This is a genomic window from Microbacterium panaciterrae, assembly GCF_039541635.1.
Taxonomy (GTDB): Bacteria; Actinomycetota; Actinomycetes; order Actinomycetales; family Microbacteriaceae; genus Microbacterium; species Microbacterium panaciterrae.
Genome location: NZ_BAABGP010000012.1, coordinates 16,569 through 31,834 on the forward strand (window position 1 = coordinate 16,569; position 15,266 = coordinate 31,834).

The window sequence follows — 15,266 nt, forward strand, 5'->3', positions numbered from 1 at the left end:
CCCCTTCGCGACCGAGCTCAGGAACGACCAGGTGGCGCCGCGGCCCGTGCTGTCGAACAGAAGGATCTCGGTCGACGATCGATCCGCCGGCACGGAGAGTCCCGCCGCCAGGATGGTGCCGGCGGGCAGGCTGCCGACGGCTGCCCGCAGCTCGTAGAGAAAGGGCTCCCAGCGCATCCCGAAGTCGTTGACGGTGTCCGTGACTCGCGAGAGCGAGGTCCACGAACTGCCGCCGTTGGTGCTCTGGTAGATTGGGAAGTAGGGAGTGCTCGTCGTGTAGTTCTCCCAGGTGGCCAGGATCGTGCCGTTGGCGTCGCCGTTGTGGTGCAGTGTGATCTGTCGCGAGTACAGGGTGCCCGGCGCCTCGTAGCCCGCGCCACTCGGTTGGAACACTGTGGATGGGGCGCTCGTCTCCGCCGAAGCAGAGACTCCCGCCGCGCCGAGGGCGATCACCGTGGCGATCGTTGCCGTGACAGCGATCACAGCTCGGGTGAGAATGCGTGTGGATAACACCGTTGTTACCTCCATGTGTTGGTGGGGATGGTTCAGGCGGTCATGACCGGCCGGCGGTCGACCGATGCGACGTCGTCGGAAGGGTGCGATGTCACAGAGACGACGGCCACGCCCGGCGACGGGAGGAGGCCAGGGCCGCTGTTGCCGTCCGCTCCCACGATGGTGTGGGGAGTTCCGTAGGCAGTGATGTCGACAGGGGCGGATGTCCGGTTGATGAGGAACGCCGTTTCGTTGACGCCGTCGGAGCGTACGGTCAGCTCGACTTTTCCCCGCAGATCCCGGGGGAGCTCGTTGGGCACATCCGCGGCGACATGTTCGATTAGACGGGCTCGGGCAGCGTCGTCCAGGTCGGCCGAGACATAGGAGGCCGTACCGCCCGCCGTGCGGCGCCGTGTGATCGCCGGGCGGCCGGACAGTTCACCGTCGGTGTACCGGGCCAGGACCTCCACCGACGGGTCGACGATGTCGAGCTTCTCCGTCCACAGGCCGGCATGAGAGCCGTAGCTGAGCGAGGTGCGCTGGCCCTCCAGGAGAGGTCGGATCTCTTGGACCCCTATCCCCAGCACGTTTCGGAGGGGCCCGGGGTAGCCGCCGAGCCAGGCATGGTCGTTCTCATCGACCAGACCGGTGTTGAAGGCGACCAGGAGGTGACCGCCGGTTTCGGCGAAGTGGGTCAAGCGGTGCGCCAGCGCGCGAGGAAGAACATGAACGGCCGGTGCGATGACCACCCGGTAGCCCTCCAGCGAGCTCGAGACCGGGATCACGTCGGCACGGTGGCCGCCATCCAGGACCGCGCGATACCAGTCGAGCACTTCGTCGCGGTAGCGGAATCGGGACGTGTGATGCGAGTCCTGTTCGCTCGCCCACCACGACTCCCAGTCGAAGAGGATGGCCACGGGCGCCTGCTTGCGGCGGCTGCCGGCGACCTCGTGCAGCGCTGCAAGGGTTTCGCCCAGCCGACTGACGTCGCGGAAGATGTCGCTGTCTTCACCGGCGTGCGGGAGCATCGCGGAGTGGAACTTCTCTGCTCCCGCTCGCGACTGGCGCCACTGGAAGTAACACACGGCGTCGGCCCCGTGCGCAACGTGCGCCAGGGCATCGGCCGCGAGGGCGCCTTCCGGCTTCGCCAGGTTGACGGGCTGCCAGTTCACCGCGCTCGTGGAGTGCTCCATCAGGAACCACGGGGAGCCGCCCGCCAGGCCGCTCGTCAGATTGGCCGAGAAGGAAAGCTCGTCGCGGGCGGTGGGCTTGAACGTGACGTAATGATCGTTCGAGACGAAGTCGACGTCATCGGCCCAATCGGCGTAGTTCATGGCGGTGATGCCATCCATCACCATGAAGTTCGTGGTGACCGGGATCTCCGGGCTCCACTGCCGGAGGATCGCGCGCTCCGCCTGCAGGTGCCCCTTCAGTGCGTCCGAGGAGAACCGCTTGAAGTCCAATTGCTGGCTGGGATTGGGATGGGCGGCGGCCAGTCGAGGCGTGAGGATCTCGTCGAAGGAGGAATAGCGCTGCGACCAGAAGGCGGTTCCCCAGGCACGATTGAGTCCGTCCAGATCGGTGTAGCGCTCGCGCAGCCACTCCCGGAACGCGACTGTTGCGTCACTCGAGTGGTCCCACGCATTGTGGCAGCCGATCTCGTTGTTGATGTGCCAGGCGACGACTGCGGGATGCGCGGCGTACCGCTGCGCAAGCTTCCTCACCAACTCGAGCGCATACTCCCGGAAGATCGGCGACGTGGGTCGCCAGTGCTGACGCCCTCCTGGAGAGAGAACCTCTCCTCGCTCGTTGAGGGGAAGGATCTCCGGATGCCGGGTCGTGAGCCAGGGCGGCGGCGAGGCTGTCGCCGTGGCCAAGTCAGCCGAAATGCCGTTCGCGTGCAGCAGGTCAAGCACATCGTCCAGCCAGCCGAAGGTCCACTCGTCTGCAGCCGGCTGCAACTGAGACCAGGAGAAGATCCCGACCGAGACGATGTTGACGCCCGCCTGACGCATGAGGCGAACGTCCTCACGCCAGACCTTACGTTCCCACTGCTCCGGGTTGTAGTCGGCACCGAAAAGCAGGCGGCGAGGCGAACCGGCGGGTGAGCGGACCCACCGGACGCCGGTACGGCTGTCTGGCATATGAACTCCTTCGTCAGCCCTGCTCGCGTGCCGCGAAAGCGCTCGCCTCGCGGGTCGTTGATTCAACTGTTTCCGATAACAGTTAGGCACCGGCGTATATTGTTACCGATAAAAGTTATCGGGCGCAAGTGCAGTAAATTGTGAGAAGCCACCTGTGCCGAACACCGGGGTCGCGCCTTCGGGCGGCCTGCCGAAAGGGGAACCAATGCCGGGCACCGTGGATGTCGACCGCCCCGACCCCTCCCAGGCCCGACGGCGCGCGACGATCTACGAGATCGCGCGGGCCGCCGACGTCTCCCATCAATCCGTGAGTCGCTACATGCGAGGACTCGAGATGCGGGGGTCGACGAAGACCAAGATCGAGAAGGCACTCGAAACCTTGAGCTATCGCCCGAACCTCAGCGCACGCGCTCTGATCACGGGCCGCTCACATCGCATCGGCGCGCTCACGCACGAAGTGAATCAGTATGGACCGAGCCTCGTCATTCAGGGCGCCACGACGGCTGCCCGTCAAGCCGGCTACCTCCTGGATGTGATCGCGCTCGACTTGGGCGATCGGGACGAAGTGGATGCCGCGCTCAACCAGCTCCTGCAGTACGACCTCGACGGAATCCTCGCGTTCGCGTCGACGGACGACGTGAAGGCCGCCTTCGAACAGATCGACTTCGGCGTCCCCGCCCTCATCGCCGCGGAAGAAGAGGACGATCAACCGGGCGCGTCCTTCGAGCGGCCGGGGGTTGGTCAGCTGGTGTCGCACCTTGTCGATTTGGGCCACAAGCGCTTCCTTCATATTGCCGGTCCACTGGCCTACTCCTCGGCCCGAAACCGGCTGCGGGCGTTCGAAACCGCCCTGGCGCACTTCGGGTTGCAACCCGCAGGCCTGACGTATGGCGACTGGTCGGCGCGTTCCGGCTGTGAGGCGATCATGGCGCTGGCCTCCGACGCCATCCCGACCGCCATCGTCGCAGGCAATGACCAGATGGCCCTCGGCGCGATGCACGCACTCACCGAGCGCGGTCTCGCGATTCCGCACGATGTGAGCGTCACCGGAGTGGACGATACGCCGGAGGCCCCCTACTTCACCCCCGCCCTCACCACCATCAGGCACGACTTCCGAGAACAAGGCAAGAACGCCCTCCTCTCACTACTCAACGAGATCGGCGAAGACGTCGACCATCCCAGCTTCCTGACGACCCCCACCCTCGTCGTACGAGACTCCACCGGCCCCGTGCCATCACCGGAAACCTAGGGACCGTCGCTGCAGCGACCGTCGCTGAGCGAGGTCGTGGGAGATCAGAGCAGGTCGGAGAGAGCCTCGCCGGCGCCTGCGCTTCGGCGATCGACGATGAGGAGCCCCACGAACCCGACCGCCGTCAGGATGAGGGCGATCCAGGGCAGCGCCCCGAACGCACCGCCTCCGGCGCTGGTCAGCGCATAGAACAGCAGGTATCCGAAACTGATGCCGGCGAAAGCGTAGACGGCGATCATCAGCGGGTTGGCGCGCCGCTCTCGGACGACGAGGACGATGGCCGCGACAGCCGCCACCACGTACGGGATGAAGTAGCAGTAGCTGAAGAGCGTATAGAGGAGCACGGACGACTCGAGTGGAGGCGTCGCGGCGACGAGCTCGAACGCGATCGGGATTCCCGCGGAGATGATCACCAGGAAGATCACGGCCCGCGAAGGCGAACGGAATTTCGGGTTCACGTGCGCCAGTCCGCGCGGAAGCAGTCTTGCCTCGGCGGCCGTCCCGATGATCCGCGACCCGTAGTTGAAGGTTGCGACCAGACCCGCGAAGGTCGCGGCGGCCATGAGCAGGTCGAGAGGCGCCGCAAGCCACCCCACATTGCCGAGGTGGGCGAGGACCGCGGTCGGGGAGTCGCCATTCTCCAGGAGCTTCGTCCCGCCTGCGAGCGCCGGGATCTGGAACCACAGGATCGCCACGTATGCGGCGCCGGTGATTCCCAGGAGGAGCAGGATGAAGCGGGGCAGGTTCTCCTTGGGGTCCTTCGTCTCGCCGGCCATCGCACTCAGGCCATCGAAGCCGACAAAGTAGGAAAGGGCGACGAGCGCACCCTGGAAGATGCCGCTCCAGCTGAAGTCGGACGAGCTGAAGTCGAACTGCGGAGCGATGGAGTAGTGCGGAGCGGCGAGCGCCGCTGCGATCGTGACCCCGATGACGAACGGGATGCCGACGAAGGTGAGCACGGCCGACACCTTCACGGAGGTGTCGACCCCCCGGTACGCGATGGCGCCCGCCAGCGCAGCGACCACCACGGCCGACGCGCCCTGAGCGAGCGGCGAGGCAGCCCAGGTCGCGCCGATCTGCACGAGGAAGCTCGCTGTGAAGATCACCACCCCGGTGGTCACCGCGGCGGCCGCGATCAGGAGTCCGATGAGGTATCCCGATCCGGTCAGCGCCCGCCCATACGGCCCGAGGACGGACGACACGTACGACATCAGGCCCCCGGAGGCGACCAGCCTGCGCGAGAACGTGACGACGATCGCGCCGATGGAGGCGGACACGACAAGCGCCACCAGCATCGACACCCAGGAGGCGTTGCCGGCGTAGAGGATCATGTATCCGCCCGCCAACGCGATGCCCGGGCCGATCTGCTGTGCAGAGAGGCCGAGCACGGTGAGCGCTCCCAGCGAGGTGTGGCCGTGTTCCAGGCTCACTTCCGGGTCGCGAGGCGGGTCTTGCTGTTCGAGATGCTCCATTGCAGTTCTCCGGGGGTAAGCGACCGCAGAGGGTCGATGAGTGGGAAAGGGCACGGACGGCCGGCCGGGGACCGGATTATGGGGTGATGAGGGTCGCGGTAGTCCGCCGGCCTTCGGTGTCGCGGAAGTCGGGCCAATCGTCGTACAGCCGCCCGAGGATGAAGGGGGCGTAATCGTCGCGTTCGACATCCAGCGGCACGACGTCGACGACCTCGTAGGCCGTCTGGCCACCGAGGTTGCCGCCTTCGACGAACGCCCCGAGCGGCACCGTTCCGACTCCGGGGTCGACGGGTGAGCCCGTGAGCACGACTCGCGGAGAGGTCAGTTCACGGAAGCGACTGGTGTGCGCCCCCAGACGGAAGACCAGCACCTCCGCGGACGTCAGCCGGAAGCCGTTCGCGGTGAAACCGCCGCGGATCTCGAAGTAGTACTCCGGCTCGGCCGGCTGCGGACCGAGCTCGGCGCCGAGGTCGGCCTCGATCTCGATGAGACGATGTCCCTTGCGTTCCACGAATCCCCAGAGTCGCTGACCATCGTCGAAGGAGTCGACCGCGGCCAGCTTCTTCGGCATCCCCCACAGTTCGCGTCCGGTCTCGAGGTTCACCTCCTCGGTCTCGAAGACGCTGAGATAGTAGATGCCCTCGTGGGCGCCGAAGCGGGCGTTGATGTGGATCATCGCGGCACTGTCGCGGCCGAAACGATTGGTGTGGCCGCCCGCTACCTCCATGAACGACATGAAGGAGACGGTCACCAGCGGGCGATCGGCGGCCTCGAAGCACGGAGGGAGGACGGAACGCGCGAACTCTGGCGTGGTCTCGAAAGTCAGGTACGAGTAGTCGTTCCGCGTGGTGAGGCCGTCGTAGTACCCGAAGTACCGGGTGATCTGCTCCGCTGTCCATACATAGCTCATGGTGTGGCTTTCCTGACGATCGTCGGTGATCGGTCGCAGCGACTGCGAACCTCGGTCTGTTCCGAACGATAAGCCGCAGCCGAAGAGGACGGCGATGCTACGGATGTCCGATCTTCAGACGCGATAATGTACTGCAGTACATAATCGTAGCCGAGTGGAGGCAGACGTTCCGTGGCACCCCGAGACCCCGACCGCCGGCAGCGGATCGCCGACGCTGCCGTCACCGTGATCGAACGCGACGGAGTGCTCGCGCTGAGCCATCGCTCCGTCGCCACGGAGGCAGGAGTGCCTCTGGGATCGACCACGTACTATTTCGAAGACCTCGACGCGCTCCTGGTCGCGGCGCTCGAACGCATCAGCGATCACGAACTGCGCGTGCTCGATGAATGGGCTGCGACCTGGGACCTGACGACGCAACTCGAGGACGCCTTGGTCTCGCTCGTCCTGGGTTACACCAACACCCAACGCGAGCGTTCCATCCTGGAGTACGAGGTGCACATGCTGGCGTATCGACGGGCGAGCTTGAGGCCGTTCGGCGATCGATGGGAGACGGCCTTCGCCGAGCTCCTGCGCCCGGTGCTGGCACCCGAGGAGGTGCCGATCGTGATCGCGTCGTTCGACGCCACCATGCTCCACGGGCTGGGTCTCGCGAAGCCGCTCAATGACGAGTGGGCGCGCAACTACCTGCGCCGGATCCTGCGGGCGCCTCAACCGTGACGTGCAGGCCTTCCGTCAGATTGCGGGACGATCGTGTAGGACTTCGTCACGGTCTGCCGGATCACCCAGCGGCCGCTCCAGCCGTCCTCCAGCACAATGATCGCGCCGGGACGGAGGGGTAGAGCGCTGCCATCGTCGTGCACCAACTCGCCGTCACCATCGTGGATCACGATGATCTCCGTATAGCCGCGATGGATCGTCGAGAACTCGCCGGGCGTGACGCGCCACAGCCCGGCTTCCGTCCCGTTCTCCGAATGGAGGACGAGCGTGCTCGTCTCCGGGCTCCCCGTCGACACCCGGTCGGCGGGGACAGCTGTCGCAGCCGGCCACAGGATCTCGTCGAAGGAGAGGGATGTCGTCATGCGCGTGTCCTTTCGCCGATACCGGTGGTGTTGTGCCGGACGGCTTCGAGAACGCGTTCCGCGGCTCGCTTGCCGCTGCGGATGGCGCCCTCCATCAGGCCGGTAAATTCCGGTTCCGCGTATTCACCGGCCCAAAAGACGTCGCCGATCGGGGTCTCCAGGCCTGGCCCGGACGAGGAAGGATTGCCTGGGGCATGAGCCGCGTACGCACCCCCGGCGAGCGGGTCATCCGACCAGATCGTCGACACGACCTGGTCGTCATCACCGATCATCAGCTCAGGCCTCAGCGCGCGAGCCTTGCGGACCCAGCGCTGCGGCTCCAGCCGCAGTCCAACACGATCGATGGCGGCAGAGGTTCCCATGAACGCATTTAGGACAGGAGCGACCGTCCCGGTGGAGTCGATCGCCGTCCACGTCCAGTAACGATCGCGGACCGACATCACCGCGCTCGTCGTCGGCGGCGAGATCAGCGGCAGATGGAGCTTCGCCGCGTGACCCTGCACGACCCGCGCGAGCGCGACGTCGCGCTCTGCGCTCCTCGGCAAGGAGATGTCCTTGCTGCCGCGCACCACCGCGAGAGGCAGTGCGACCACGACGGCATCGAAGACTTTGGAACCATCGTCGGTGGCTACGACCACTCCACCGTCGGGGAGGTTGACGACATGTCTGACCGTCGACCGGTACCGGAGCGATCCGGCGAGCGCGTGTGCCAGCGCCTCCGGCAGCCGCTGGTTTCCTCCGCGGATCCGCCAGCTCGGCTTCGGCTCGACGTCGGCGATCTGGCCCAGCGCGTCTGCCGTGACATGCCGGGCTCCGACCGCTGTGGAGATCTCGATCCGGGCGCGCAAGGCATCGACGACCTCCCGGCGAAGCTCCAATCGCGAGAGCACCTCTTCGGCGGAGCGCGCGCCACCCAGTTGCCTGGTGACGGAGCGAGCCTCGCGCCCGGCGGCGACCATGTCGTCCGTTATCACGGACGGTGCGTCGCCCGGCGTGCGAACGTAGTAGCTCATCCCGGTGTCGACGAGCTCCACGTCGTGCTCGGCCATCAGCTGCCGCATCGCCGAATACCCGTGGAGGACGAACTCGGCACCGCGCTCGATCGTGCAGACCCGATCCTGCACGACGATCTCCTCCGACCACACACGGCCACCGGGCCGATCGCGTGCTTCGAACACCACGATGTCCTGCCCAGCCTTCGTGAGCGTGTCAGCAGCGGCGAGGCCCGCAAGCCCCGCGCCGAGAACGGCGATACGCGCCATGTCGTCACTCCTCGGGTCGTCACGACCCCGCGGGGGCACGGTTTCGGCGCCGTCGCTGATCGTGGATTGTCTGCGCCCACGCTATGCGCGGTCGGACCTCGCCGTCTCTCGTGCTCCGATAAGAAATCAGTGGCCTTCTCATACTCGTGAACATAGAATCGCGGGCATGGAGACACAGTTCCTCACCGTCGCGGACCTCGTTGCGACAGCGAGTCTGAATACGCGGGTCCTCGCCGGCGGCGAAGGAGCCGGGCGGCAGGTCCTGTGGGCGCACAGCTGCGAGATGAGCGACCCGGAGCACTGGCTCGGTCCTCACGAACTGCTCATGACCGTGGGACTGTGCGTCCCTTCCGACCCCCAGGAGCAGGCCGACTTCGTGGCGCGGCTGGACGAAGCCGGACTCGCCGGCATGATGATCGGCGACCATGCGCCCGCGCCTGAGCTTTCGTCGGACATGTTCGCGGAGGCGGACCGGCGAGGCTTCCCGCTCCTGCTGGCGGGGCCACAAATTCCCTACGCCGTGGTCGCACGCCACGTGGCGGCGGCGTACTCCTCGCGGCAGACGCTGCAGGTCCTCAAACTGAGCAAGATCTACCACCTCGCGGCATACGCGGGAGACGACAATGCCGATCTCACGAACGACCTCAGCTCGCTCCTCAGCATAGGCATCCACGTCGTCGACGAGACGACCGGGCTGACGCTGCTGCGGTCGGAGAAGAACCCTGCAGACACCTCCGAGTCGAGTTCGTCGCACACGTACTCTCTCCACGGCGGACACCAGGTGACGCTGACGATCACCGAATTCGCCGGCGAGGAGCTCGACAGCTTCCTGCTCATCCATCTCATGAAGGTGCTCGAGGTCGCGGTCGACAGGCAGCTGAACGACGCGGACAGACGATCGGAGGTCTCGGCACGGCTCATGCTGTCGCTGCTCAACGGAACAGCGCTGCCCGAAATCGCAGAGTTCGTGCATCCTCACCTCCCGTCGGACGGCTTCCAACTGGTCTCATTCCCTCCAGCGGACGGCCGGAAGATCGCGCGCGCCGTCGCCGCGGCCAAGCTCCCGGTGATCGTGGGCGCCGGACGCGTGTCTCACCTCGCCCTGGTTCCCGTCGCATTGATCGACGAGCTCCGGCGACTGCTGGACGGGGTCACCGCTCATGCCGGGGTGTCGTCGGTCTTCACCGACTACACCGACACTCGCGTGGCCGCCGTCGAGGCCGGCAAGGTCCTGTCGGCCGCACAGCACAGCGACCGGTACTGGACGGAATTCGAGGGGACCACGGTCTCCGTCCTGACCCGCTCCAACCGGGAGGCCGCCGACATCATCGCGGGCGTGCTCGGTCCGCTCGCCGACGACTCACCCCGTTCCGTCAACCTCCGGCAGACACTGTTCGCCTATCTGCGCAACGATCGCCGCTGGAACGAGACAGCGGCAGAACTCTCGATCCACCGACAGACGCTCTCCTACCGGCTCGGAAAGATCGAGGAGGAGACGGGGCTCACGCTCACCAAGTCCTCCGACCTCTCCGCGTTGTGGATCGCCTACCAGGCGTGGGAGTCCATCGCGCCCGCCTCGCCGGCCGACTGAGACTAAGACTGGAGCACGGGACGGCAGGCCTCCTTCAGCCTCCCGTACAGTTCACTCCGGACCACCCGCGAGGCAGGATGCTCCCACATGGACACCGCAACACAATCCCTCGTCAACGGCGACGTCTCCTTCTGGGTGCAGGACGCCGGCCGGCCCACTCCCCGACCGTCGCTTCCCGGCGACATCCACGCCGATGTAGCCATCGTCGGCGGCGGGCTGACCGGACTCTGGACCGCCTACTATCTCGCTCACGCCGATCCTTCACTCAAGATCGTGATCCTCGAGCGTGAGTTCGCCGGTTACGGCGCCTCCGGCCGAAACGGCGGATGGATGAGCGCCGAACCGGCGGGCCAGTTCCGCCGGTACGCCGCCGCACGCGGAGCCGACGCCGCCCGCGCCCTGCAGTCCCGGATGTTCGACGCCGTTCGCGAATCGGTCGAGGTCGCCCATCGCGAGGGCTTCGCAGAGGGCGTCGCGAAGACCGGGCTGATCCACGTCGCCACCTCAGCGCCGCAACTCGCCCGAGCGCGAGAGCACGTCCGCCAGATGAAGCAGCAAGGCTGGGGCGAGGACGACGTCTTCGAGCTCTCGGCCTCCGAGGTCGCCGAGCGCGTCACCGTGGACCGCGCGCTGGGCGGCTACTGGACCCCGCACTGCGCTCGCGTGCATCCAGCGAAGTACACCTTCGGCCTGGCACGTGCCGTGGAGCGCGCTGGTGTCACGATCTACGAGAAGACCACCGCCACCTCCATCGCCCCGCAGCTCGTGCAGACGGATCGCGGCCGCGTCCGGGCGCCGATCATCGTGCGGGCCCTCGAGGGATACACGCTCAGTCTCGACGGCATGCCGCGGAAGCTCTTGCCGATGAACAGCAGCATGGTGATCACCGAACGGCTGTCGGACGAGCAGCTCGATGCCGTCGGCTGGTCCGGTGGCGAGCTGCTCGGCGACATGGCGCACAGCTTCACCTACACGCACAAGACTGCGGACGGCCGGATCGCGATCGGCGGCCGCGGAGTCCCGTACAACTTCGCATCGGGCTTCGACCGCAACGGGCGCACCGCCGAATTCGCGGTCGAGCTGCTTCGCGCACGTCTCGGGGAGCTCTTCCCCACGCTGCGGGACGTCGCCCTTGAGCACACATGGTCCGGCGTCCTCGGCGTGCCCCGCGACTGGTGCGCGGCCGTCAACTTCGACCGCTCGACGGGCCTCGCCTCCGCCGGCGGCTATGTGGGCCATGGGCTCAGCGGCACCAATCTGGCCGCGCGGACACTTCGCGACCTCATCCTCGGGGAGCCGTCCGATCTGAGCGAACTCCCCTGGGTGGGCCGGCAGTCCCGGAACTGGGAGTTCGAGCCCCTGCGGTGGATCGGGGCGACGGCCTTGTATGCGGCCTACCGATACGCCGACCAGCGCGAATACGCCTCGCGGAGCGGCAAGACGAGCCTGGTGGCCAGACTCGCGGACACCATCAGCGGACGCTGACTCGCGGGCATAGACGAGGGAACAACTCGAACGGCTGGAGTTGTTCCCTCGTACTATTTTGCGACGGCCGCTTCGGCTCCACTCTTGACGAGTGGACCCGGCGCGGTTGAGCGCCACACCGGGCCACCCCCACCCCCAGACGGCGTCGTCTGACTTCGTGTTCGTGGCGTCGACTCAACCCTCGTCACAATTGACGACCGCTCTTCCCGGAGAATCGAACATGACACAAGGCTCCCGCCCCACCGAGACCGGCGTGATCTCACGCATAGAGACGCGCTCCATCGACTACGTCCCCCACGCCGAGCGGCGAGGACGCGTCACCGACCAGGCCACCATCTGGTTCGCGGGCAGCGCGCAGCTGCTGTCGCTCGCGACCGGAGCGATCGGGATCTCCCTGGGGCTCAACCTGGGCTGGACGCTCATCGCGCTCGCCATCGGCACCATCCTCGGAACCATCCCCGTCGCCGCTCACGCGACCCAGGGACCTCACCTCGGTCTGCCGCAGATGGTTCAGTCCCGCCCACAGTTCGGCCGGTACGGCGCGCTCTTCATCTGGGCGATGGCGATCATCGTGTACTGGGGCTACGTCGTCCTCGGCGGGAACCTGCTCGGTGTCGCGGCGACAGAACTCGGCGCCGGCAATGCGCCTCTCTGGGCGATCATCACCTGCGTGGTCGCGATCGTCCTGGCGATCTTCGGCTATCACTGGCTCCACGTCGCGCAGCGAGTCATCACCATCGCCCTGGTCGTCATCATCATCATCTACGTCGTCGGCCTGACGATCGGCGGATCCCTGGCGCCGTCCCTGTTCGACCTCACGAAGACTTTCGACCTGGCCCCGTTCCTGGTCGTCGTCTCGGCGGCGACCGGCTACCAGCTCACCTGGGCGTTCTTCGTCTCGGACTACTCCCGCTACATGCCCGCCCACACGAGCAAGCGCGCCATCATCACCTACACTTCTCTCGGACTGATCCTGGGCCTCTTCTCGTTCATGGCCGTCGGGGCCATCTGCGCAGCCCTCCTCCCGAAGGACGACTTCATCGCCGGTCTGCTCGTCACAGGGAACAAGGTCTTCCCCGGCCTCGGCCCGCTGATGGTCATCGCGGGGGGCCTTGGCCTCCTGGGGCTGATGGCGATGTGCGTCTACGGAGGCTCCCTGACCCTCATCACCGCCGTCGACAGCGTCCGGCCCGTGAGACCCACACGCGGCATCCGTCTCGTCACGATCCTCCTCGTCGGCGTCACCGGCACGATCGCGGCAGCCCTCGTACCGGCCGACTTCCTGAACACGAGCCTGGCGACCGTCCTCGCCGTGGTCGCGTACCTGATGGCGCCGTGGACATCCGTCAATCTCACCGACTTCTTCCTCGTTCGGCGCGGCCGCTACTCGGTCGTCGAGATGTTCAAGAAGAACGGCATCTACGGCCTGTGGAACTGGCGGGGGATCACCGCGTACCTCATCACCTTCCTGATCATGGTCCCGTTCATGAACCTGGCGTTCTACGAGGGCCCGGTCGCCCACCTGCTGGGAGGCGTCGACATCGCCTTCTTCGTCGGCGTCCCCGTCGGGTTCCTGGTCTACTGGCTTCTCTGCCGCAACCTCGACCTCACGCGCGAGGCCGAGGCCATCGCACACTCCGACCGGGAGATCGACTCGATCGGCCGACCGATCGAGTGATCCCTCCACGAAAGAAGGGGTGCCGAGCTCAGCTCGGCACCCCTTCTTTCGTACGTCAGCCCTCAGCCGGCATCCGGGATGGGGTTGAGCTCGTCCAGGCCCTGGAAGCGCTTCGAGATCGGGAACCAGGTCGGGTCGTCGTAGGCACGACCCCAGAGGTACTTCCGGTAGATGTTGTCCGGGTCCTCGAGCTCGATCTGCTGGCCGAGCGGCCAGTAGCCGACGTACTTCCCGTCGATCGCCTTGTCCACGGAAAGGATCGGGATGGTGTACGTCGGATCCCAGATGGAGTGGCTCCACTCGAGCGTCCCTGTTCCCTCGCGGTAGCTCGTCCACTCGTACTTGATGTCCCAGATGTTGAGCAGCGGCGGGTACTGGAGGCCCCGGGCGTCGGAGCTGGGGAACATCTTGATGTCGAAGCCGTTGCTGTCGACGGTGAACGGTCCCTCCTCCGGTCCGTCGACATCCACGTTCAGCTCCATGAAGGTGATTCCGCGACGTTCGCCGGTCGCCCGCGTGCGGGTGCCGTCGCGCCAGATCCGGCCGTTGCCGTTCTTCTTGACCTCACCCCACAGTTCGCGACCGATGGCGACGGGCAGTTCCGGCGAAATGATCTCGGAGAGCATCCAGTAGCCGTCGATGTCGCCGTAGCGGCACAGGATGGAGACGATCGCGCCATCGAACGTGCCGCAGTACGCGCTTTCATAGCTGGTGACGTTCGCGTAGGCGTCCGCCGTGCCGGCGGTCTCGTCTCCGATGGGCTCGAAGCAGGGAGGCAGCACCTCCTTGGCGAACTCCCAGGTCGTCTTGAAATAGACGCCGATCTCCTCGCAGGTGAAGCGGGAGGGTGCGAGGAAGTTCTCGATCCTCTCCACCTCTTCGATGGTCTTGACGTAGCCGGGCATTCTGTTTTCCTTTCGTGGCTGTGCTTTCAGTTGGATGTGATGCGTCCGTGCGCGGTGATCGGGAACTCTGACGTGTCTAGAAGTGCCCGGGTTACAGCCGCGATATCGGCACGACCGTAACCCTTGTCACGTGCGAATGCGCTCAGCGCGCGCTGAGGCTCAAGCATCCGTGACGGGATCCCGACTTCGTCGTACGTGTCGATCATGGTCTGGAAGCCTTTGGTGTAGATCTCCACGGCTGCTTGATCGCCCTCGAGCCGATCCTCGCTGATCCGCTCCGCAGTCTCGCGCAGATGTTGGATCAGATCGCTGCTAGACGCCCGCACCTGGTCAAGGAACAGGGTTGGTTCTATCCCGCTCCGAGTAACGAGCGCGAGTCCTTCCAGAAACCCGAACAGGCCTGCGTAGTAGTAGCTCCAGACAGCGGTGTAAAGGATGGATGCTCGACGCGGGTCGTGGCCGATGAATCGCACATCTCCAACGATGTTCTCGAAGATGCTCTGGAACCGGGAGTACAGCTCGGGCGAGCCGGAGACGAAGATGGTGGCGGAGCTTGAGCCCACCTGAGCCGGATAGAACATCAATTTGGCATCGAGATGCTTGCCGCCGGCCGCACCGAGGAGATCCCCCAGTTGCTGGACATCGGTCGGCGAAGCGGTGGACGTGTCGACGAACGTTCTGCCGTTCAGTGATCGTGTTGCTGAACGCTCGGCGAGCAGGGACTGCGCGACCGAAGAATTGATCAAGCACGAGATCGCCAGTGGGCTCGCCTCGATCGCCTCGTCGAATGTCGACGCAGCAATGGCACCAGCCGCCACGAGGGGCTCGTACTTGCCTGGACTACGGTTCCAGATGGTGACTCGCGCTCCGCGGGTGATGAGCTGTGATGCTATCGCGGTGCCCATGGTTCCTACCCCGATGACGGAGACCCGCTCGCCGCGGACGTCAGGTGGGGCGAAAGTCATCGGTTCGGCTCCAGGAGCATACGGCGGTCTGAGA

The 15,266-nt window shown here is 65.9% G+C and carries 12 protein-coding genes; 5 read left to right on the forward strand and 7 right to left on the reverse strand.

Going from position 1 to position 15,266, the window contains the following annotated elements; genetic code table 11:
* Nucleotides 1-545 precede the first annotated feature (545 nt).
* A complete protein-coding gene (locus ABD882_RS08805; RefSeq protein ID WP_345186164.1) occupies nt 546-2,636 on the reverse strand; it encodes a beta-galactosidase in 2,091 nt (696 codons plus the stop codon).
* A gap of 154 nt (nt 2,637-2,790) precedes the next feature.
* Between ABD882_RS08805 and ABD882_RS08810 the strand changes: the two genes are divergently transcribed.
* Nucleotides 2,791-3,885, forward strand: a complete 1,095-nt coding sequence (locus ABD882_RS08810) for a LacI family DNA-binding transcriptional regulator (RefSeq protein WP_345186165.1) — start codon at nt 2,791-2,793, stop codon at nt 3,883-3,885.
* Nucleotides 3,886-3,929: 44 nt separating this feature from the next.
* Here ABD882_RS08810 and ABD882_RS08815 read toward each other — a convergent pair whose 3' ends face one another.
* Nucleotides 3,930-5,315: an APC family permease gene (locus tag ABD882_RS08815; protein ID WP_345186167.1), complete on the reverse strand. Its 1,386-nt coding sequence runs from the start codon at nt 5,313-5,315 to the stop codon at nt 3,930-3,932.
* A gap of 118 nt (nt 5,316-5,433) precedes the next feature.
* Nucleotides 5,434-6,267 (reverse strand): acetoacetate decarboxylase family protein, encoded by an 834-nt coding sequence (locus tag ABD882_RS08820; protein ID WP_345186169.1) that lies wholly within the window; start codon nt 6,265-6,267, stop codon nt 5,434-5,436.
* A 171-nt stretch (nt 6,268-6,438) separates the two neighbouring features.
* Between ABD882_RS08820 and ABD882_RS08825 the strand changes: the two genes are divergently transcribed.
* Nucleotides 6,439-6,984, forward strand: a complete 546-nt coding sequence (locus tag ABD882_RS08825; RefSeq protein ID WP_345186170.1) for a TetR/AcrR family transcriptional regulator — start codon at nt 6,439-6,441, stop codon at nt 6,982-6,984.
* Here the strand turns inward: ABD882_RS08825 and ABD882_RS08830 are convergent.
* Together ABD882_RS08830 and ABD882_RS08835 are read right to left on the reverse strand one after the other, a co-directional pair.
* Nucleotides 6,975-7,346, reverse strand: a complete 372-nt coding sequence (locus ABD882_RS08830) for a cupin domain-containing protein (RefSeq protein WP_345186172.1) — start codon at nt 7,344-7,346, stop codon at nt 6,975-6,977. The two genes, ABD882_RS08825 and ABD882_RS08830, sit on opposite strands and share 10 nt — an antisense overlap.
* On the reverse strand, nt 7,343-8,608 hold the full coding sequence (locus ABD882_RS08835; protein ID WP_345186173.1) for a flavin monoamine oxidase family protein: 1,266 nt from the start codon (nt 8,606-8,608) through the stop codon (nt 7,343-7,345). The genes ABD882_RS08830 and ABD882_RS08835 overlap by 4 nt, the downstream gene beginning before the upstream one ends.
* Nucleotides 8,609-8,774: 166 nt before the next feature.
* Here ABD882_RS08835 and ABD882_RS08840 point away from each other — a divergent pair, with 166 nt between their 5' ends.
* The 3 genes from ABD882_RS08840 to ABD882_RS08850 all read left to right on the forward strand — a co-directional run bounded on the left by ABD882_RS08840 (nt 8,775) and on the right by ABD882_RS08850 (nt 13,362).
* Nucleotides 8,775-10,199 carry a PucR family transcriptional regulator gene (locus ABD882_RS08840; RefSeq protein ID WP_345186175.1) on the forward strand — a complete coding sequence of 475 codons (1,425 nt, stop codon included), beginning with the start codon at nt 8,775-8,777 and terminating at the stop codon, nt 10,197-10,199.
* 87 nt (nt 10,200-10,286) lie between these two features.
* Complete coding sequence (locus ABD882_RS08845; protein ID WP_345186177.1) at nt 10,287-11,684, forward strand: NAD(P)/FAD-dependent oxidoreductase; 1,398 nt, start codon at nt 10,287-10,289, stop codon at nt 11,682-11,684.
* A 220-nt stretch (nt 11,685-11,904) separates the two neighbouring features.
* Entirely contained in the window at nt 11,905-13,362 is a 1,458-nt protein-coding gene (locus ABD882_RS08850) for a purine-cytosine permease family protein (RefSeq protein WP_345186178.1), read from the forward strand.
* 62 nt (nt 13,363-13,424) lie between these two features.
* Here ABD882_RS08850 and ABD882_RS08855 read toward each other — a convergent pair whose 3' ends face one another.
* Both ABD882_RS08855 and ABD882_RS08860 read right to left on the reverse strand, forming a co-directional pair.
* Nucleotides 13,425-14,267, reverse strand: a complete 843-nt coding sequence (locus tag ABD882_RS08855) for an acetoacetate decarboxylase family protein (RefSeq protein ID WP_345186180.1) — start codon at nt 14,265-14,267, stop codon at nt 13,425-13,427.
* A gap of 26 nt (nt 14,268-14,293) precedes the next feature.
* Nucleotides 14,294-15,232, reverse strand: coding sequence for an NAD(P)-dependent oxidoreductase (locus ABD882_RS08860; RefSeq protein ID WP_345186181.1), 939 nt, complete (start codon nt 15,230-15,232; stop codon nt 14,294-14,296).
* Nucleotides 15,233-15,266: the final 34 nt, after the last annotated feature.

What these genes read in the sequence shown, in the direction of transcription:
- ABD882_RS08845 (WP_345186177.1), top strand. Translation starts at nt 10,287, where the DNA reads ATGGACACCGCAACACAATCCCTCGTCAACGGCGACGTCTCCTTCTGG.
- ABD882_RS08820 (WP_345186169.1), bottom strand. Translation starts at nt 6,267, where the DNA reads ATGAGCTATGTATGGACAGCGGAGCAGATCACCCGGTACTTCGGGTAC.
- ABD882_RS08805 (WP_345186164.1), bottom strand. Translation starts at nt 2,636, where the DNA reads ATGCCAGACAGCCGTACCGGCGTCCGGTGGGTCCGCTCACCCGCCGGT.
- ABD882_RS08855 (WP_345186180.1), bottom strand. Translation starts at nt 14,267, where the DNA reads ATGCCCGGCTACGTCAAGACCATCGAAGAGGTGGAGAGGATCGAGAAC.
- ABD882_RS08830 (WP_345186172.1), bottom strand. Translation starts at nt 7,346, where the DNA reads ATGACGACATCCCTCTCCTTCGACGAGATCCTGTGGCCGGCTGCGACA.
- ABD882_RS08840 (WP_345186175.1), top strand. Translation starts at nt 8,775, where the DNA reads ATGGAGACACAGTTCCTCACCGTCGCGGACCTCGTTGCGACAGCGAGT.
- ABD882_RS08835 (WP_345186173.1), bottom strand. Translation starts at nt 8,608, where the DNA reads ATGGCGCGTATCGCCGTTCTCGGCGCGGGGCTTGCGGGCCTCGCCGCT.
- ABD882_RS08860 (WP_345186181.1), bottom strand. Translation starts at nt 15,232, where the DNA reads ATGACTTTCGCCCCACCTGACGTCCGCGGCGAGCGGGTCTCCGTCATC.
- ABD882_RS08850 (WP_345186178.1), top strand. Translation starts at nt 11,905, where the DNA reads ATGACACAAGGCTCCCGCCCCACCGAGACCGGCGTGATCTCACGCATA.